13 protein-coding genes are annotated in these 18,559 nt (G+C 62.1%); 8 read left to right on the top strand and 5 right to left on the bottom strand.

Features of this window, described 5'->3' with window-relative positions:
- Positions 1-218 precede the first annotated feature (218 nt).
- The 7 genes from BM254_RS01700 (at position 219) to BM254_RS01670 (ending at position 7,993) form a co-directional block, all read left to right on the top strand.
- Positions 219-929: a thermostable hemolysin gene (locus BM254_RS01700; RefSeq protein ID WP_175497185.1), complete on the top strand. Its 711-nt coding sequence runs from the start codon at positions 219-221 to the stop codon at positions 927-929.
- Positions 913-3,099 carry an AMP-binding protein gene (locus tag BM254_RS01695; RefSeq protein WP_091997930.1) on the top strand — a complete coding sequence of 729 codons (2,187 nt, stop codon included), beginning with the start codon at positions 913-915 and terminating at the stop codon, positions 3,097-3,099. The genes BM254_RS01700 and BM254_RS01695 overlap by 17 nt, the downstream gene beginning before the upstream one ends.
- Positions 3,086-3,868 carry an SDR family oxidoreductase gene (locus BM254_RS01690; protein ID WP_091997927.1) on the top strand — a complete coding sequence of 261 codons (783 nt, stop codon included), beginning with the start codon at positions 3,086-3,088 and terminating at the stop codon, positions 3,866-3,868. Before BM254_RS01695 ends, BM254_RS01690 begins: the two co-directional genes overlap by 14 nt.
- Before the next feature lie 5 nt (positions 3,869-3,873).
- Positions 3,874-4,485: a tetratricopeptide repeat protein gene (locus BM254_RS01685; RefSeq protein ID WP_425434474.1), complete on the top strand. Its 612-nt coding sequence runs from the start codon at positions 3,874-3,876 to the stop codon at positions 4,483-4,485.
- A 145-nt stretch (positions 4,486-4,630) separates the two neighbouring features.
- Positions 4,631-5,497 (top strand): MBL fold metallo-hydrolase, encoded by an 867-nt coding sequence (locus BM254_RS01680; RefSeq protein WP_091999115.1) that lies wholly within the window; start codon positions 4,631-4,633, stop codon positions 5,495-5,497.
- A gap of 7 nt (positions 5,498-5,504) precedes the next feature.
- Positions 5,505-7,241, top strand: coding sequence for a SulP family inorganic anion transporter (locus tag BM254_RS01675; protein ID WP_091997922.1), 1,737 nt, complete (start codon positions 5,505-5,507; stop codon positions 7,239-7,241).
- Between the two features lie 89 nt (positions 7,242-7,330).
- The gene (locus BM254_RS01670; protein ID WP_091997920.1) at positions 7,331-7,993 is read left to right on the top strand and encodes an energy-coupling factor ABC transporter permease; all 663 of its coding nucleotides are present in this window, start codon (positions 7,331-7,333) and stop codon (positions 7,991-7,993) included.
- Here the strand turns inward: BM254_RS01670 and BM254_RS01665 are convergent.
- The 5 genes from BM254_RS01665 to gdhA form a co-directional block, all read right to left on the bottom strand.
- Complete coding sequence (locus tag BM254_RS01665) at positions 7,990-10,107, bottom strand: putative bifunctional diguanylate cyclase/phosphodiesterase (protein WP_091997918.1); 2,118 nt, start codon at positions 10,105-10,107, stop codon at positions 7,990-7,992. The genes BM254_RS01670 and BM254_RS01665 overlap by 4 nt on opposite strands.
- A 177-nt stretch (positions 10,108-10,284) precedes the next feature.
- On the bottom strand, positions 10,285-10,818 hold the full coding sequence (locus BM254_RS01660) for a response regulator transcription factor (RefSeq protein WP_091997915.1): 534 nt from the start codon (positions 10,816-10,818) through the stop codon (positions 10,285-10,287).
- Complete coding sequence (locus BM254_RS01655) at positions 10,815-12,092, bottom strand: sensor histidine kinase (protein WP_091997911.1); 1,278 nt, start codon at positions 12,090-12,092, stop codon at positions 10,815-10,817. The genes BM254_RS01660 and BM254_RS01655 overlap by 4 nt, the downstream gene beginning before the upstream one ends.
- 63 nt (positions 12,093-12,155) lie before the next feature.
- Positions 12,156-14,732: a PEP/pyruvate-binding domain-containing protein gene (locus BM254_RS01650; protein ID WP_091997909.1), complete on the bottom strand. Its 2,577-nt coding sequence runs from the start codon at positions 14,730-14,732 to the stop codon at positions 12,156-12,158.
- 7 nt (positions 14,733-14,739) lie between these two features.
- A complete protein-coding gene (gene gdhA / locus BM254_RS01645) occupies positions 14,740-16,089 on the bottom strand; it encodes an NADP-specific glutamate dehydrogenase (RefSeq protein WP_091997906.1) in 1,350 nt (449 codons plus the stop codon).
- A gap of 254 nt (positions 16,090-16,343) precedes the next feature.
- Between gdhA and BM254_RS01640 the strand changes: the two genes are divergently transcribed.
- Complete coding sequence (locus BM254_RS01640) at positions 16,344-18,356, top strand: TonB-dependent receptor domain-containing protein (RefSeq protein ID WP_175497184.1); 2,013 nt, start codon at positions 16,344-16,346, stop codon at positions 18,354-18,356.
- The last annotated feature ends 203 nt before the right edge of the window (positions 18,357-18,559 follow it).

Here is an 18,559-nt window from a genome sequence, read left to right as displayed (position 1 = left end):
CAGCCTCACTTCAGCACCCGAGTTTGTCCGGAGGTGTCCGGCGAATGGCATGGCACTCTACGCGGCCATTCTTAAGCCAGCCTTAACCGGCATGCCCGGGAAACCTTAAGGCGGTCTTAAGGTTTCTGCCGCGGAGCCTTAAGGCTGATTTAAGGCTCCCTTTCTATTCTGGCAGTCGTGATTGAAAGGCCCCGGGGCCGTATTTTTGGAGAGCGCCTATGACAGACCCGCTGACGATGTCCACCTGTTGTCCCCCGGATTCCCGGGAGGTGGTCCCGGTCATCCGTTGTGCCGGTCGCTGGTTAAGCCGGATTGCCCCTGAAACGGCCATGGCCGAAACCGTTGCCGGCTTCATCCGCCGGCGATTCCTGCAGGCCTATGGCGCGGACCCCGCCCTGCGAATTCCATCGTTGCTGGCCCTGACCACGTCCCAGGGGTCGCTGCTGGCGGCAGTTGGAGTGAGAAATGCCGGCCGGGAACGTCTGTTCCTTGAGGATTACCTGTCCGTTCCGGTGGAAGCGGTGATGCCGTTGCCAGGCACCGAGCGCCTTAAGATTGCGGAAATTGCTCATCTTGCCGGTGTCGAGGCGGGGGTGAGCCGCTACCTCTTTGCCTCCCTGTCGGTCTGGCTGGATTCCGCCGGTTACGACTGGGTGGTGTGTACCGGCACGGATCAGCTGCGCAACAGTTTTCACCGGCTCGGTATCGGCACACAGGTGCTGGCCAAAGCCGATCCGGCCCGATTGCCGGACGGCGGCGCCGGTTGGGGCCGGTATTACGATCATCATCCGGTGGTCATGGCTATCCACGTGGCGGAGGGCATGTCGGCCATGCGCCAGGCCGGACTTTTGCGTCTGGTTCAGCCGGTGACCAGAGATGCCGGTGACGCTATCACCGTCGCGGGAGGTGCCTATGGCCGTCTTGCCTGACCTGCTCGAGCAGCAGGCGATGCTTCATCCCGGCCGTATCGCCCTTCAGGGCCCGGACTCGGGCTTCAGCTATAGCCAGATGATGCAGGCGGCCGGGGCACTGGCCGGCCAGTTGCGAAGCCTGGGAATACAGCGTGCTGGCCTGTGTGGAGATAACTCTCCGGCCTGGATCCTGGCGGACCTGGCCTGCCTGATGGCGGGCGTGGTGTGCGTGCCGGTGCCGGTGTTCTTCTCCAAAGCCCAGGCTGCGCACCTGATCGAACGGGCCGGTCTCGATTGCCTTCTCTCCGGCGAACAGGAAGCTTTCGGTGAACACATCGGCCATGGCGTCTGGCTCCGGCATTTGCCGGTAACCGGCGCCGGGGCGTGGATGCCGGAGGCGACTGCCAAGATCACCTTTACCTCCGGCAGCACCGGTACACCCAAGGGTGTCTGTCTGTCCGAGGCGCAGATGGCGGCGACAACACTCGCGTTGAAAGAACGGCTGGCGGATGTGCCTTTACGGCAGCATTTGTGCATCCTGCCGCTGGCGACCCTGCTCGAGAATATTGCCGGGGTGTATCTGCCGTTGCTGATGGGAGCCACGGTGAATGTCGCACCGTTGCAGACCCTGGGGATGACGGGCAGCAGTGGCCTGGACCTGGACCGCCTGGTGGCGGGTATCAACCAAAGCCAACCGCAGTCACTGATTCTGGTGCCGGAACTGGCCATGGCGCTGGTGGCCGCCGCCGAAAAGGGGCAGCTTCGGAGCGGCTCCTTCCGCTTCCTCGCAGTGGGCGGTGGCCGGGTGTCACCGGAATTGCTGGCCCGTGGCCGGGCTGCCGGGTTGCCTCTCTACGAGGGCTACGGTCTGTCCGAGTGTAGCTCCGTGGTCGCGCTCAATGTTCCCGGCGACGAATGTGAAGGTACCGTTGGCAAGCCGCTGTCCCACGTCGAGGTCCGACTGGATCCTGACCGCCACATCCTGGTCCGGGGCAACACCCACCTGGGTTACCTGGGTGATGAGCCGGAGGGGGCCGGGTGGCTGGACACCGGGGACCTGGGCACCCTGAATCTGCAGGGTTTCCTCACCGTGAACGGTCGCGCCAAGAATCTGCTCATTACCAGCTTTGGTCGCAACATCAGCCCCGAGTGGCTCGAGAGCGAACTGGTCCAGGCCCTGGGCGCCCAGCAGGCCGTGGTATTTGGCGACGGGGATCCCAACCCCAGTGCCCTGATCGTGATCCGCGATGGCCGTTCACCGGAGCAGCTGCGCTCGGCACTGGCCGGACTCAACGCCGGCCTGCCTGACTATGCCCGGCTGGCAGCGGTGTACATCCGCCGTCAGCCCCTTGCCCATGCCGAGGGTCACGTCACTGCCAATGGCCGGCCCATGCGCCAGAAGATCCAGTCGGACCTGCCCGCGCTGCTGGCCGGCGCCTTTCCCGTTTTCATGAACCTTTCTACGACCCGTGCAACCTCATCAAACACGCCAGGAGACACTGTCATGGCATTTTTCGATCGCCTGCAATCCGAAACCGCCGAAGCACGCGCCCATGTGACGGGTGCGCCCGTTATTGAAGCCATCCGCGAGGGTCGTTTCGATCTGACCGGCTATACCTGGTTCCTGACCCAGGCCTACCACCACGTCAAGCACACGGTGCCGCTGATGATGGCCTGCGGCGGCCGTCTGCCGGAGCGCCTGGAATTCGTCCGCAAGGCCCTGGTGGAATACATTGAGGAGGAGTACGGCCACCACGAGTGGATTCTCAATGACCTGGAAGCCTGTGGCGAGGACAAGGAAGCCATCCGCAATGGCACCCCCGACACTTCCATCGAACTGATGGTCGCCTACCTGTACGACCGGATCCAGCGTGGCAATCCGGCGGCGTTCTTCGGCATGGTCCAGGTGCTGGAAGGCACCTCCATCGAGCTGGCCACGCCCCTGGGCGAAGCCATCCAGAAACAGCTGGATCTGCCGACCGAAGCCTTCAGCTACCTCTATTCTCACGGTGCGTTGGACCAGGAGCACTTCGAATTCTTCCGCAACCTGATGAACGAGATCACCGATCCGGATGACCAGCAGGCCATCATCGACGCCGCCCGCATGGTGTACCGGCTCTATGGCGACATGCTGCACAGCATTCCGCTGCCGGCCGGGCGCAAGGAGCAACGTCATGAGGCTGCATGATCGGGTGTTCCTGCTGCTGGGAGGAACCGGAGGCATCGGCAAGGCGCTGGTGGACCCGCTGGTGCGGGCCGGTGCCCGGGTCATCGTGGCGTCCCGGCAGCCGGACAGGCTGGGGCACCGGGAAGGGGTGTCCGCGGTGCACCTGGATCTTGCCGCCCCGGACCTGGATCAGCAGCTGGAGCGCCTGAGTGACGCCTATCCGGATATCGATGGGGTTATCCACTGCGCCGGCCAGAACCGCTTTGCCGGGCTTGGAGCCATGGCCGTCAGTGAGCTGGATGTCCAGCTGACCGTGAACCTGCGTTCGGCCATGCTGGTGGCGCGGCATTTTGCACCCCGGTTCGAGAAGGGTGGCTACGGAGCCCTGGTGTTTGTCGGCTCCACCTTCGGCAGCATCGGTTTTCCGGGCTATACCGCCTACTGCGCCAGCAAGTTCGGCCTGCGGGGCTTCACCGAGGCGTTGCGCCGGGAACTGGCGGATACGCCGGTGCAGGTGGTGTATGTCGCACCCCGTGCCACGGCCACGGCCATGAACCCGGAGCAGGTCAACGAACTGAACCGCGCCCTCGGCAATACCATGGATGCCCCCGAGGCAGTGGCCGCCGAAATCCTCAAGGCCATGGAAAACGACGATCGCCGGCGCTTCCTGGGCTGGCCGGAAAAACTGTTCGTGGTGATCAACGGCATCCTGCCCCGGATCGTCGACAAGGCGATGTTGAAGCAACTGCCGGTGATCCGGCGTTTTCTGAATTCTGGAGTACTGTCATGAAATGGATGATCCTTTTGCTCGCGTCAGTTATTGCGGCTCCGGTCTGGGCGGGAGATCTGGACTCCGAACTCGCCGGTATCCAGGCCCGCTGGGCTGAAATCCAGTATCAGTTGCCGGCAGACAAGAAGGAAAAGGCCTTCGAGAACCTTGCCGGGCAGGCGGAGGCTCTGGTCGATAGCTATCCCGACCGTGCCGAACCCCTGATCTGGCAGGGCATTGTGCTGAGCACCTACGCCGGCGCCAAGGGTGGCCTGGGTGCCCTGGGGCTGGTCAAGGACGCTCGGAAATCCCTGGAAAAGGCGCTGGACATTGATCCGGCAGCGCTGGAGGGTTCGGCCTATACCTCCCTGGGAAGCCTTTACTACCAGGTGCCGGGCTGGCCTCTGGGTTTCGGGGATGATGACAAGGCCAGGAAATACCTGCTCAAGGCCCTGGAGCTGAACCCCGATGGCATCGACCCGAACTACTTCTATGGTGATTTCCTGATCGAGCAGGATCAGCCCGAGCGGGCGCGGGAATATTTCCACAAGGCGCTTAATGCTCCCGAACGTCCGAATCGACCGCTGGCGGATGCCGGTCGCCGGAAGGAGATTCGGAACAAGCTGGACGCGCTCTGAACAGCGGAGAAGATCCCGGGGGCAGATGTTCCCCGGGAAGCTATCACGGAGGAAACCCATAGAATAAATTGGCATTTCACCCAATATTACGTTTTAGTATATCCTTAGAATCAAAACCAAAGGATCGATGTACGAGGTGAGTGTCATGAGCAATCCCGTCGTCCAGCATTTCTTCGACGAACCTACCAATACCTTCAGCTACGTGGTCCGTGATCCGGACAGCCAGTCCTGCGCCATTCTGGACTCCGTTCTGGATCTCGATTATGCCGCCGGCCGCACGGATGTCCGCTCCGCGGACGAGATTATCCGCTATGTCCGGGACAACGACCTGACGGTGGAGTGGATCCTGGAGACCCACGTGCATGCCGATCACCTGTCCGCCGCGCCTTACCTGCACGAGAAACTCGGTGGCAAGACCGGCATCGGCGAGAAGATCGTCGATGTCCAGGAGATCTTCGGCAAGGCCTTCAATGCCGGGACCGAATTTGCCCGTGACGGCAGCCAGTTTGATCAGCTGTTCCGTGAGGGCGACACCTTCCGCATCGGCAACCTGGAAGGCCGGGTTCTGCACACTCCCGGTCACACACCGGCATGCCTGACCTACGTGATCGGCGATGCTGCTTTCGTGGGCGACACCCTGTTCATGCCGGATTTCGGCACTGCCCGCTGTGATTTCCCCGGCGGCGATGCCCGCACGCTGTACCGGTCCATCCAGAAAGTGCTGTCACTGCTCCCGGAAACCCGGTTGTTCATGTGCCACGACTACGGTGCGCCGGGCCGTGACGAATTCCTGTTCCAGACCACGGTGGCCGAGGAGCGCAAAGCCAATATCCACGTCCACGAAGGTGTCAGTGAAGACGACTTCGTCAAGATGCGCACCGAGAGGGACGCCACCCTGGACATGCCACGGCTGATCCTGCCGTCGGTACAGGTCAACATGCGGGCCGGCCACATGCCGCCGGCCGAAGATAACGGGCAGGTCTACCTGAAAGTTCCGGTCAACCTGTTCTGAGCACCGCATGAATCTGATCAAGCGGTACCTGCCCATTCTGCAATGGGCACCCCGGTACGATCGTGACCAGGCCACCAGTGATCTGGTGGCCGCGGTCATCGTTACCGTCATGCTGATTCCCCAGTCCCTGGCCTATGCGCTGCTCGCGGGCCTGCCGGCGCATGTGGGGTTGTACGCCAGTATCCTGCCGCTGGTGATCTACGCCGTATTTGGCACCAGCCGGACCCTGTCGGTCGGCCCGGTGGCGGTAGCCTCGCTGATGACCGCCGCGGCCCTCGCGCCCATTGCCGAGGCGGGTACTGCTGCCTATGTGGCAGGTGCCGTACTGCTGGCGGTGATGTCCGGTCTGATGCTGACCCTCATGGGGGTGCTCCGGCTGGGATTCCTGGCCAACTTCCTGAGTCATCCGGTAATTTCCGGATTCATCACCGCCTCCGGTATTGTCATTGCCGCCAGTCAGTTCAAACACATTTTCGGCATCCAGGCTTCCGGGCATAACCTGGTGGAGATTGCCGAGTCCCTGCTGACTTCTCTGGCAACCACCAACTTCTACACCCTGGCGATCGGTCTCGGTGCCCTGATATTCCTGGTAGCAGCCCGCAAGCATCTGAAACCCCTGCTGATGAGGCTCGGGGTAAAGCCGAGGCTGGCGGACATCCTGACCAAGACTGCGCCGATTCTCTCGGTGCTGGTGACCACCCTGGTTGCCTGGTACTTCCAGCTGGACCAGAAAGGGGTGCGGCTGGTGGGAGAGGTGCCTTCCGGGCTGCCGGAATTCACCATGCCACCCATGGATACCGGTCTGTGGTCCCAGCTGGCGGTCAGTGCCCTGCTGATCAGCATTGTCGGCTTTGTCGAATCGGTGTCGGTGGGCCAGACCCTGGCCGCCAAGCGTCGCCAGCGGATTGACCCGGACCAGGAACTGATCGGGCTGGGTACCGCGAATCTGGGCTCAGGCTTCTCCGGAGGCATGCCGGTGACCGGCGGATTTTCACGGTCCGTGGTCAATTTTGATGCCGGCGCGGAAACCCCGGCCGCCGGCGCCTACACCGCTGTCGGCATCGCCCTGGCGACCCTGTTCCTGACCCCGGCCATTGCCTGGCTGCCCCAGGCAACCCTGGCGGCAACCATCATTGTGGCGGTCTCCACCCTGATCGACCTGCCAGCACTGTCCCGCACCTGGCGATACTCGCGTACCGATTTCGGAGCCATGCTGGCCACCATCCTGCTGACCCTGGTTCACAGTGTGGAGGCGGGCATCATCGCCGGGGTGGCATTGTCCATCGGCCTGTTCCTGTACCGCACCAGCCGGCCACACAGTGCCGTGGTGGGCCGGGTTCCGGGTACCGAGCATTTCCGCAACGTGCTGCGTCACGACGTGCAGCTGTGCCCGAAAGTCACCTTCCTGCGGGTGGACGAAAGCCTGTATTTTGCCAATGCCCGGTTCCTGGAAGAGACGGTTATGGACCTGGTGACCCGGGAGCCGGAACTCCGCGATCTGGTGCTGGTGTGCCCGGCGGTGAACCTGATCGACGCTTCGGCCCTGGAGAGCCTTGAGGCCATCAACGAACGCCTGAACGATGCCGGGGTGCGACTGCACCTGTCGGAGGTCAAGGGACCCGTCATGGACCGCTTGAGGGGTACGGAATTTCTTGCCCATCTGGGTGGTCAGGTATTTCTGAGCACCTTCGACGCCTGGACCACGCTCACCAACCACCGGCAACCGGTGGCGCAGACCGCCTGAATCAAGCCCGCCTTGGCAACGGGGCGGGCTGACCCGCTATCATTGTTCCTGACTCTCGCCTGAATTCATGATCCGGGGATGCGCGTGCCATGGGGATGACGGAAAACCTGCTATCAACGGGACAGTGGCTGTTCACGGCCGTGCTGTTTCTGCTGATCCTGGCGCAGGCAGCCCGCTCCGTCGACTGGCAGGCGCTGCGCCGGGATAACGCCCTCCAGCATTCGTTCTTCGGCGCGGCGGTGGCGCTGGGATTCCTGTGGCAACTGCGCGCCGGGATCTCGCCCGGGCTTGCCATCCATATCTTCGGCATGACCGTCATTACCCTGATGCTGGGCTGGGCGCTGGCAGTGTTCAGTGGTCTTCTGGCGCTGGTGATCACCGTCATCACGGGGCGGGAGCCGCTCATGATGTTCGCAGCCAACGGGCTGGTGACCGTCATGGTGCCGGCACTGGTGAGTCACGGGATCATGGTGTGGGAGCGCCGCCGCAACTTCCGCAACTTCTTCGCCTATATCTTCTTCTGCGGGTTCTTCGGGGCCGGGATTGCCGTGGCTGCGGCCGGGATCGTGATGTGCCTGATGCTGTGGTCCAGCGGGGTCTATACCTTCGATGAGCTGATCCACGAGTACATCCGCTACCTGCCCCTGATCATGCTGCCGGAAGGCTTCGTTAACGGCACTTTCGTGACCGGCCTGATGGTGTTCCACCCCGACCGGCTCACGACCCTGGATCAGCGCCGCTACCGACCCTAGATACCATCGCCCTGGGCGAGCCGGTCCTGATCCAGCCCTTGCTGTTTCCGGGTGCGCCAGCGGTTTGCCCACCCCAGAACTTCTGCGGCTGGTATGGGCGGGGCAATCCCGTAGCCCTGGATCTGGTTGCAGCCCATCCGGGCGAGGGTGCGGGCCTGTTCTGCGGTTTCCACCCCTTCGGCCAGCACCGGATGTTCGAAGCGCTGGGCCAGGAAAATCACGCTTTCGACGATTGCCTTGTCACTGGGGCTGTCCATCATGTTGCGCACGAAACTCTGGTCAATCTTGATCAGGTCGATGGGCAGGGTCCGCAGATAACTCAGGGAGGAAAAGCCGGTGCCAAAATCATCCAGCGCCACCTGCAGGCCAAGACTGCGGCACCGGGTCAGTACGTGATTGGCCTGCTTGGTGTCCTCGAGCGCGGTGGACTCCAGAACTTCCAGGGTAACCCGGGCCGGATCCAGCTCCGGGTGGCTGTGCAGGTAGCTTTCCAGGTAGTCGGAAAAACTCCGGTCCAGCAAATGTCGGGCGGTGATGTTGATGCTGACGGTCAGGTCCTCACCCGCCTGCTGCCAGGTGTTCAGCTGGTGGATGGCTTCTTTCAGGACCCACTGGCCCAGGGGCACTTCCAGGTGGCTGTTCTCCACATAGGGCAGGAACTCGCCCGGGCTGACCAGTCCCGACTCCGGCCGGTTCCAGCGGATCAGGGCCTCGAACCCGGCCAGGGAATAATCCGACATCCGGACCTGGGGCTGGAAGAACAGTTCGAATTCCTGGTTCTCCAGGGCCCGGGTCAATTCCATAAGTTGTTGCCGCCGTTTCTGCCGGTGCTGATCGAGATCCGGATCGAAGAAATGGAACTGGTTGCGGCCTTTTTCCTTGGCCGAATACATGGCCTGGTCGGCGTGGCGGATCAGGCCTTCGGCATCGGCCAGGTCTTCCGGATAACGGGTGACGCCCAGGCTGGCGGTCAGGGTTACCTGGTCGTCCCCCACCGCTATGGGCTCGCCAATGACCGAGAGAATGCGGTGGTAAACCGCGTTGGTGTCGTCGCTCTGCAGCAGCAGGATAAATTCATCGCCCCCGACCCGGGCAACGGTATCACCGCTGCGCAGGGTGTGGGCCAGGCGTTCCGCGAGGGTACGCAGTACCTGGTCGCCGGCATCCTGGCCAAGGCGGTTGTTGACCATTTTGAACCCGTCCAGATCCAGGCAACACACCGAAAGTCGCCGCCCGTGGCGCTCGGCGTGGCTGCAGGCCGAACGCAAACGCTCCTCGACCAGTTGACGGTTGGGCAGACCGGTCAGATCGTCGTAGTTGGCGGCGCGGTCCAGCTCCCGGGCGTGATTCTTAAGTGCGGTGATATCCGAGAACGCTGCCACATGGTAATACTGGCCGGGCTCGTCCAGGTGGACCCGGCTGATGGACAGCAGCTCGATGAACTCCTCGCCGTTCTTGCGGCGGTTCCAGATCTCGCCCCGCCAGTGGTCGGTCTTTTCGATGGACCGCCACATGGACTGGTAGTACTCCTTCGAATGTCGGCCGGAGCTGAGGATGGCCGGATTAAGGCCCAGGATTTCTTCACGGCTGTAGCCCGTGATCCGGGAGAACGCCGGATTGACGTCCAGGATGCGGTTGTTGTGGTCGGAGATGATGATCGCTTCGTGGCTGCGGTCAAAGACGCTGGCGGCGATCCGCAAACCCCGCTCGCTGTGCTTGCGGTCGGAAATGTTGTTCTGGATCACGACGTAGCCGGGGGCGACGCCCTGCTCCCTGCCGATGGGCACGCAGTAGCTATGGACCCAGTAAGGGGTGCCGGAGCGGGTGTAGTGCAGGATGTCCTCGGCAAAGGTATCACCCAGGTACAGATGGCGATTGATCCGGGCGATGGTGTCGGGATCGGTGTCCGGTCCATAGAGCACGTCTCTGGGGTGCTTGCCCCGGATGTCGGCCAACAGATGACCGGTGTGCTGTTCGAAACTGGGGTTCGCCCACTCGATGGTACCGGCTTCGTCCAGGAACAGGATCAGGTTGGGTGTAGTGGCGGCCACCAGGGCCAGGCGTTCGGCGTCAATGCCCCCGAGGGGCTCTACAACTTCCGTCGATTTCGGCATTCAGATTTGCTTCTGCTGGTCTGGCTGATGGATTGCGAGCACGCCTCCTTGTGTGACACTTACTGCAAAATGCAGCGTAAAGGCGAAGATGCTACCCGAAGTCAGGCCGGTTGGCACGGGCTGCTGCCTGCCAGAAATTGACGGATGTCAGTTTTAGTATCGATTCCCGCTCTCGGTTCAGCTGCGCCAGCGGGAATGTTTCTGCAGTTTGCGTTGGAGGGTGCGACGGTGCATGTTCAGAGCACGGGCGGTGGCGGAAATATTGCCGTCGTGCTCGTTGAGCACACGCTGGATGTGCTCCCACTCCATTTCTTCCACTGAAGGCGGTTCCGGGCGTAGCTCCGGTGGCGCGTCCAGTGGCTCGAAGCCGGTGACAAGCTGATGCACGGTTACCGGTTTGCACAGGTAATTGATAGCCCCCCGGCGCATGGCTTCGACCGCGGTGGCAATGCTGCCATAGCCGGTCAGAACCAGTATTTCCAGATCCGGCCTGCGGGCCAGCAATTCCGGCAGTAACTGCAGGCCGCTCTCACCGGAAAGGTTGAGATCCAGCACGCAACGCCCGAAATCCCTTGCTTCGATCAGGGCGAGGGCCTCCGCCCCGCTGGTGGCTGGCACCGCCTCGATGTCCTGGCGGGCCAGGGAACGTTGCAGTACCTGCAGAAAGGCTGCGTCATCATCCACAATCAGCCAGAGGTTATGTTGGCTCATGCGCTGTCTCCGTTAGAGTCCGCTTCCGGCAAATCAATGACCATGGTGGTGCCGTTCTCATCGGCCCTGGCCCTGAGGGTGCCCCCCAGGCGCTGGATCGTGGCATTGGACAGGAACAGGCCGACACCGAGTCCGTTTCTGGAATCCACGATTTCTTCCCCCGGAGCGCCCTCAAGGGCAGCCTCCAGGCCCTCCCCGTGATCTTCCACGACAATCTCGATCCGGCCCGGAGCGCCGCTGCGGGCCGCCACGCCGACCCAGGCCGGGCTCGCGGTCAGGGCGTTGGCCAGTAGGTTCAGTACCGCCTGGTCGAGGGTCGCGTCTACGGCCACCGGCGCTTTCGGGAACGGTTGTTGCCAGTGGATCGGGCCGGATGGCCAGAGCAGGGTGGCCGATTCCCTCAGGCGCAACAGCCAATCCTCCACCGTCAGGGTTTCCTGGCGGGCGGATCGGGCCTCCACCGCGGCGCGGGTGAGCTGCTGGAGGTGCTGGCTGCACAGCTGGATCTGCTGCTCCATGGTGTCCAGGTCTTCCTGCAGGGCACCGGTCTGTTCAGTGGGGCTATTTCGACCGGTTTCCGATCGGATCTCGTCCAGCAACAGGGTCATGGTGTTCAGGGGTGTCCCCAGCCGGTGGCCCACAGCGGCGGCGGAGAGGCCGAGGGCAATGATCTGCTCATCCCGAAGGCGGTTTTCCCGAAACTGTGCCAGTTGCAACTGCTGGCTGCGAAGGCGACGGGCCAGGGCACCAACCACCAGCAACAGTATGGCCGCGGTCAAAGCAAAGGTTGCCCACATGCCGAACAGGTGCAGTTGGGCAAGGTTGTCATTGTGCTGACCGTGGGTAATCGGGGTGTGCCAGAGCACCAGGGCCGTGTAGGCGGCTATACCGCTGATGGTAATGGCGATACTCTGGCCCAGGGGAACCAGGATGATCGCCACCGCAATGGGCAGCAACAGGAGGGAAACCAGGGGGTTGGTGTAGCCGCCGGTCAGGAACAGCCAGCTGCCGATCAGGACGATATCCGCCAGCAACCCGGCACTCACGGCCAGGGATGAGGCCGGTGGGCGACGGGTGAACCAGAGCCAGCCCAGGGTGGCGAGCACAGCGTAACCGAGGCAAAGTAAGAGTGCCTCGGCTTCGTACGCCAGAGTGATCATCGATTCCGCAACAGCGAGGGCGACCAGCTGGATCGTTACGATGGCCAGCCGCATGCCGAGGAGGTAGCGGGCCGCCTGGCGAATACCGGTTTGAGAGTGAGTGAGCCATTCCATGGTTCGGATTCTATCAACAGTCACGGCTTGCGGCAGATTTGTTTTCAACGGGCTTGTCGAGGATCAATCATCGAAGTAGCAGATCAGTCGATGGCTGATCACATCCGCACGAAGATGCAGTGGCCGATCAACTGTGGTGGTAACCAGAATGGCATCCTCCGGTCGGACTTCGGGTTCGGTCTGCCGGGGTGCCGGCTCCAGCAGTTCGGGTTGGTAGAGGCATTGTCTGTCGTCCGGAAACAGGGCCACGTAAGCCGTGCCGGTTTCCACCAGATCCTGGAAGAAGTGTGAGCCATAGGACAGATCCGGCACCATATCCCCCGCTTTTTCCGATACTTCCACCAGCACCGATACCCCGGTGATGTCGGCAAATCGCACCGGTACCCCCAGCTCGGGACTGCTGGTGCCCCAGCGGCCGGGGCCGATCAGCAGGGTGTGGCCGTTGCCCTGGCGCACGGCTTCCCCAACCAGCCTGGCGACCTCGTAGCGCTGACCGGTGGTCAGTCGGGAGTAGACCGAGGCGTCGATGCGGATCACCCGGTCCAGGGTCAGGTTGATGTTGCCGCCCATAAAATGACCTTCGGTACGGAACAGCACCCGCTTAGGGTCCGGCTCTTCCGGCAGGGTGACCGGCCCGGTTTCGCCGATGGTGGCCAGGGGGCGACACTGTACCAGATTGAAGGATGGCTCCCCCTGGCGGTCCAGGTGCAGGGTGAATTCCACATCCACGGGGTGTCGGTAGCCGGCTTCGAGGGTTTTCAGCAGCCGTGACAGGCGTTCGATGAACCGGGAGCGTTTCACCAGCGGCGTGAACGTCAGTCGCCAGACCGGCCCGGCCAGCCCGAGCTGCTCCGCCCGTTCGCTGGCCGGACGGTCCACTTCCGCCAGGTATGGCAGGGGCAGGGCCGGCACGTCCTGCGCCAGCTGGCTCAGGGGGCAGGTGGTGAGGGCGCCTTCCTGCAGGTCCAGCAGGTCCACCAGGTGTTGGGAAAAGCGGTAGCTTTCATCCTGGTTCCGGAACGGGTGACGGCCGGGCTGGTCCAGGGCCATGACACAGGCGTGGTCGCCCTCGATCCGGTCGACCGCCCGGGTACCAAGCCCCATGACCAGCCGGACCATGCCCGCCTCCGGGTCCATGCTGCTGTCCCAGGCAAAGGTATTGCGAGAGACGCCCACCCCGGCGGCGTCCGGCAGGTAATAGCGGCCGTGAAAACGGCCATTCACCCGCTGGATCAACAGAGCCATGGGCTCCTCCCGCTGATGCAGGCCCCGTTGCCGGCGATACACCAGGGCATCCTCACTCATCGACGAGGCATAGACCTGCCGGATGGCGTCTTCCAGTGCCGCCAGTCGCTGCTCCGGCCCGCCCTGGTTGACCAGGAATACGCTGTCGTACTTGCCGGCAAAGGCATTGCCGAAACCGTCTTCCTGCAGACTGCTGGACCGCACCAGGATCGGGTACTGGCCGTAATGATCCAGCAGGCGCTCCAGCTCAGAGCGGATCTCGTCGGGAAAACCGCCCTTGAGGATGCTTTGCTGTAATTCCGGGGCTTCGGCAAGGTAGCCGGCCTCCGAGCGCTGGCGCATGACCGACGGCCACAGACCGTTGTGGACCAGGAAGGCGTAATAGGCGTCGGTGCCCAGGTAGCTTGAATCGTGGGGTTCCAGGCAGGCTTTCCAGGTATCCGGATCCTCCTGCAGCAGAATGTTGCGCGCAATCAGCATGCCGGTGGCCTTGCCGCCGATGTAGCCGCTGCCCACCATCCGGCTGCGGATGGTCAGCAGATCCTCGAGGCTCAGGTAGCGCCTGGCCAGCTCCAGTATCTTGGGATCGCGACTGATGAGCACCTTAAGGACCTGGTCCTGAAGATCGTCCACGCAGTGTTGCTCGTGATTGGCCAGGGCCCGGCCGGCTTCCTGGAACAGTTTGTCCCAGTAATCCAGCAGCGGCTGGCGATGCAGATATTCCAGTTCCAGGCTGGCCTGGACGCGGGTTGCGTCGCTACTGTCGGTGATCGGCTCGAAGCGGCCGCCCTGTTCCCGGTGCGGCAGGAACATGGTAGGGGATTGCCGGCGCCAGGCCTTGATGGGGTGAATCTGTACTTCTGCACCATCCCGGTGTACGTCGATCATGACCTGGGTGGTTTCCCGGATCCGGTCTAGGGTCATGCGGGAGTGGTGTTGCGGATGCAGGGCGAACCAGGCGACCGTGTCCAGCTCGAACAGGAACGGACAGACGACCCGGAAGAAGTTGCCCACCATGGCATCGGTGGCCCAGGCATTGAGCAATTCGCTCAGGCAGTCGCAAACATAAAAGGCACCGCGACCATGCTCTTCGATCAGCCGCCAGATCCGGCTGGTGAAGCTTTCGAATCCGCCCAGGGCGTTGATATGAATGACCCGGACTGCGGGGTGTTCGGATACGATCGGAGCGTGTTCCCCGAAGCGCAGATAGATGATCTGTCTGCCCGCGTGGGCCGCGGCATCGATGAAGGGAAGGACGAAGCGGCGATAGTCGTCGAGGTTGGAAACCCGCCAGACCACGTTATCGCCGATTCGAAGGCCATCCAGAACCTCATCCAGTCCGGCCAGGCCGGTGGAGACCCGGTCGGTCGGCTGGAGAGGCTCGTTGCTGGTCATGGCCGGATCAGATTACACCCATGGCGTCCATCGCCCTGGCAACACGGAGGAAGCCATTGATGTTGGCGCCCAGCACGTAGTTGCCTTCCGCACCGAACTCGGCGGCGGTCTCGAAACAGTTCTTGTGGATATCGATCATGATCTCCTCAAGGCGCTTCTGGGTGTAGTCGAAGGTCCAGGAATCGCGGCTGGCGTTCTGCTGCATCTCCAGTGCGGAGGTGGCAACACCACCGGCGTTGGCAGCCTTGCCGGGGCCATAGGCCATTTTGGCCTCCTGGAAGATGACAATGCCTTCCGGAGTGGTTGGCATATTGGCGCCTTCGGCCACGGCAATACAGCCGTTCTCAATCAGCGTCTTGGCGTCTTTGCCGTTCAGCTCGTTCTGGGTGGCGCAGGGCAGGGCCACGTCACACGGAACGCTCCAGATGTTGCCGTCTTCCACGTACTTGGCATCCTTGTGGAACTCAGTGTAGGCACTGATACGGCGACGCTCCACTTCCTTGATGCGTTTGAGGGTCTTCAGGTCGATGCCCTTCTCATGCACGATCATGCCCTGGGAGTCGGAACAGGCGATAACCTTGGCGCCCAGTTCGTGGCATTTATCGATAGCGTAGATCGCCACGTTGCCGGAGCCGGAAACGACGACGGTCTTGCCGTCCAGGGAATCACCACGAGCCTTGAGCATCTCCTGGGTGAAGAACACGGTGCCATAACCGGTGGCTTCCGTACGGGCGCGGCTGCCGCCCCAGTCCAGTCCCTTGCCAGTGAGTACACCGGACTCATAGCGGTTAGTGATGCGCTTGTACTGGCCGAACAGGTAGCCGATCTCGCGGCCGCCCACGCCGATGTCACCGGCGGGAACGTCAGTGTACTCACCCAGGTGACGATACAGCTCGGTCATCAGGCTCTGGCAGAAACGCATGATTTCGTCGTCGGACTTGCCCTTCGGGTCGAAATCGCTGCCGCCTTTACCGCCGCCGATGGGCAGGCCGGTCAGGGCGTTCTTGAAGATCTGCTCGAAGCCCAGGAACTTGATAATGCCCAGGTAAACGGACGGGTGGAAACGCATGCCGCCCTTGTAGGGGCCCAGGGCGCTGTTGAACTCGACCCGGAAGGCACGGTTGATGTGGATCTCGCCCTTATCGTCCTGCCAGGGTACCCGGAAGATGATCTGGCGCTCGGGTTCACAGATGCGCTGGATGATTTTCTTGTCCGCGAATTCCGGATACTTCACCAGGACGGGCCCCAGTGTTTCCAGAACCTCGTGAACGGCCTGATGGAATTCACTTTCGCCCGGATTGCGATGCAAGACGTCCTGGAAGATCGGTTCCAGCTTCTCGTCGAGTTTTACTGTCATGGTAGTCAGCCCTCGGAATGCACGTATTGAAAGCTGCACAAAAATGCGGCAGCCCAGAAAAAAAGGGCAAAGATTGCACCACAAGGGCGCACCCTTTGGCAAGTGGGAGGCCAAAAAAACATCGTTGCCTACCTTTTGGAATACCTACAAAGGGGTGCGGCATTGTGTCCCAAGCCCGTGGCCGGGTTTGTCTTTATTATTACCGGCAATTAACCCGATTTTTCCACTCCCGTGATGGTAAGGAACCTCCAGGCATGACCGAGAAACCCCTGGCACGCATTATCGGCCTGATTCTGGCCGGATGTGCCACTGCCCCCGCTTTTTCCCAGGTACAGGATGATGACCAGTTGTTGATCCGGGTCACCGAAGGCCAGTCCGCCGAGGCGGCCCGGTTGTCTGAAGCGGCCCTGGCGTCGGAGCCGGTGTCCCGGCTGGATTCGGAGCCCTCGGTATCGCTTTCCCGTCTGGGCGGGCGTGGTCTGGACCCGGTGATCCATGGTCAGGGCCAGGAACGGGTCGATGTGCTGCTGGACGGCATGCGGGTGGAAGGTGCCTGCCCTAACCGGATGGATCCACCCACCAGCCGGCTGAGCTCCGCGTTACCCCAGGTGCTGGAAGTCCGTACCAGCAACCGTACCCTGCGCTGGGGCCCCATTGCCGGTGGCCAGGTGGTGGCCACGACGGCGGCGCCGACCTTTGCCGACGGTAATAGCACGACCGGTCACCTCACCATCGGCGGGTCCGATAACGGTGAGGGTAAACTGGTCAATGGCAGTGCTGCGGTGGGCGATCGTGAAAATTACCTTCGGCTGTCTGCCGGTTACGAAGAAGCCGACGATTACGAGGACGGCGATGGCAACGAGGTCCGGAGTGCCTTCGAAAACACCGAGGGCCGCGTTGACGGAGCCTGGACGGCAGACAACGGTTTCTATGTGAAAGGCATGGTCAGCCGCCAGGAAGAGCGGGATGTGAAATACGCCTCCGGCATGGATGCGCCGAAGACCGACACCGACATGTACCGCCTGGAACTGGGTGCGCCAGTGGCCAATGGTGGCTGGAACCTGATGGCCTGGCAGGCGGATGTGGATCACGTGATGGACAATTTCAGCCTGCGTGAGCCGCCGGTGATGATGGGAATGCCCATGAAAATGCAGACCCTGTCGGAAACCCGGACCCAGGGCGCCCGGCTGGTGCTGGACCAGACCATCGACTACACCAAGGACATCGCTGTCGGTGTGGACGTCGAGAGCAACACCTGGGATGCCACCATGTACAACGGCATGGATCTGACCAACGAGGCTTCCTTCCTGTGGCCGGATGTGGAGCGTGATCGTGTCGGGGTGTTTGCCGAAGCCTTCCACCGTATCCGGGTCAACATGCGCCTGGGCGCGGGCATCCGCTATGACCGGGTGGAAATGGACGCCAATCGGGCTGACGAGACGTTCACCATGAACCCGGATGCGATGCCCATGTCGCCGGCATCCATCTACGAGAATGTTTATGGCGTAACCGATACCAAAGCCACCGATGACAACATCAGCGGTTTCATGACCGGCGAATGGCGGGTCTCGCCGCTCAACACCCTGGAACTGACCGCTTCCCACAGCGTCCGCTCTCCCGGCGTCAACGAGCGCTATGTCACCAAGGGCATGGCCTGGGTCGGCAACCCGGATCTTGAAACCGAGAAACACCACAAGCTGGAACTGAGCCTGGCCGGGCAGAGTGATGGCTGGCACTGGCGCCCGGCGATCTGGGTCGATGAAGTGGACGATTTCGTGCTGCGCTACGAGCCGACACCAGACGTGATCCGCTACCGGAATATCGATGCCCGCCTGCTGGGTGTCGAGGGCGAACTGGGCTGGAGCAACGGTACCTGGAGTGCCACCGGCAAACTGGCCAGTGTCCGGGGAACCAATAACGACACCGACCAGCCGTTGCCGCAGATTCCGCCTGTGCAGTACATCCAGACCCTGGGCTGGCACCACATGGGTCATACCGTCCAGGCGGAATGGATGCTGGCGCGCCGACAGGACCGGATTGATGAGGAGTCCGGCCTCGATCCGAGCACTTCCCCGGGCTATGGCGTATTCAACCTGAACGGCAGCCATCCGCTGATGGACTACCTGACCCTGAGCTGGGCGGTGGATAACGTGTTCGACAAGACCTGGGCACCCCATGTCAGTCGCGAAGACCTGTTTACCGGCGAAGTCTACCGGGTCAACGAGCCGGGCCGGACATTCCGGGCGGCACTGACTGCTCGCTGGTAAGTCAAAGTATGGCGGTTACCCGCTTCTCATAGCCGGCGGGTGACATTCGGCCCTGCATGGATCCAACTCCTCCATGCGGGGCTTTTTTTGTGTCATATCAAAGCACTCCGAAAGCCATGGGCTATGCTTGTCTACGACTACGTTCCTGTGTGGTGTAACGATTGTTACCATGTAGTTATGAGCAAATAACCCAAAGGAATCAG

Source organism: Marinobacter pelagius (genome assembly GCF_900114925.1).
Taxonomy (GTDB): Bacteria; Pseudomonadota; Gammaproteobacteria; order Pseudomonadales; family Oleiphilaceae; genus Marinobacter; species Marinobacter pelagius.
This window is presented reverse-complemented; position numbering and strand designations above follow the sequence as displayed.

Excerpts from the sequence above, each read along its gene's own strand:
- BM254_RS01660 (WP_091997915.1), bottom strand. The coding sequence starts at position 10,818 with ATGAGCCAACATAACCTCTGGCTGATTGTGGATGATGACGCAGCCTTT.
- BM254_RS01640 (WP_175497184.1), top strand. The coding sequence starts at position 16,344 with ATGACCGAGAAACCCCTGGCACGCATTATCGGCCTGATTCTGGCCGGA.
- gdhA (WP_091997906.1), bottom strand. The coding sequence starts at position 16,089 with ATGACAGTAAAACTCGACGAGAAGCTGGAACCGATCTTCCAGGACGTC.
- BM254_RS01690 (WP_091997927.1), top strand. The coding sequence starts at position 3,086 with ATGAGGCTGCATGATCGGGTGTTCCTGCTGCTGGGAGGAACCGGAGGC.
- BM254_RS01665 (WP_091997918.1), bottom strand. The coding sequence starts at position 10,107 with ATGCCGAAATCGACGGAAGTTGTAGAGCCCCTCGGGGGCATTGACGCC.
- BM254_RS01680 (WP_091999115.1), top strand. The coding sequence starts at position 4,631 with ATGAGCAATCCCGTCGTCCAGCATTTCTTCGACGAACCTACCAATACC.
- BM254_RS01655 (WP_091997911.1), bottom strand. The coding sequence starts at position 12,092 with ATGGAATGGCTCACTCACTCTCAAACCGGTATTCGCCAGGCGGCCCGC.
- BM254_RS01695 (WP_091997930.1), top strand. The coding sequence starts at position 913 with ATGGCCGTCTTGCCTGACCTGCTCGAGCAGCAGGCGATGCTTCATCCC.
- BM254_RS01650 (WP_091997909.1), bottom strand. The coding sequence starts at position 14,732 with ATGACCAGCAACGAGCCTCTCCAGCCGACCGACCGGGTCTCCACCGGC.
- BM254_RS01670 (WP_091997920.1), top strand. The coding sequence starts at position 7,331 with ATGGGGATGACGGAAAACCTGCTATCAACGGGACAGTGGCTGTTCACG.
- BM254_RS01685 (WP_425434474.1), top strand. The coding sequence starts at position 3,874 with ATGATCCTTTTGCTCGCGTCAGTTATTGCGGCTCCGGTCTGGGCGGGA.
- BM254_RS01675 (WP_091997922.1), top strand. The coding sequence starts at position 5,505 with ATGAATCTGATCAAGCGGTACCTGCCCATTCTGCAATGGGCACCCCGG.
- BM254_RS01700 (WP_175497185.1), top strand. The coding sequence starts at position 219 with ATGACAGACCCGCTGACGATGTCCACCTGTTGTCCCCCGGATTCCCGG.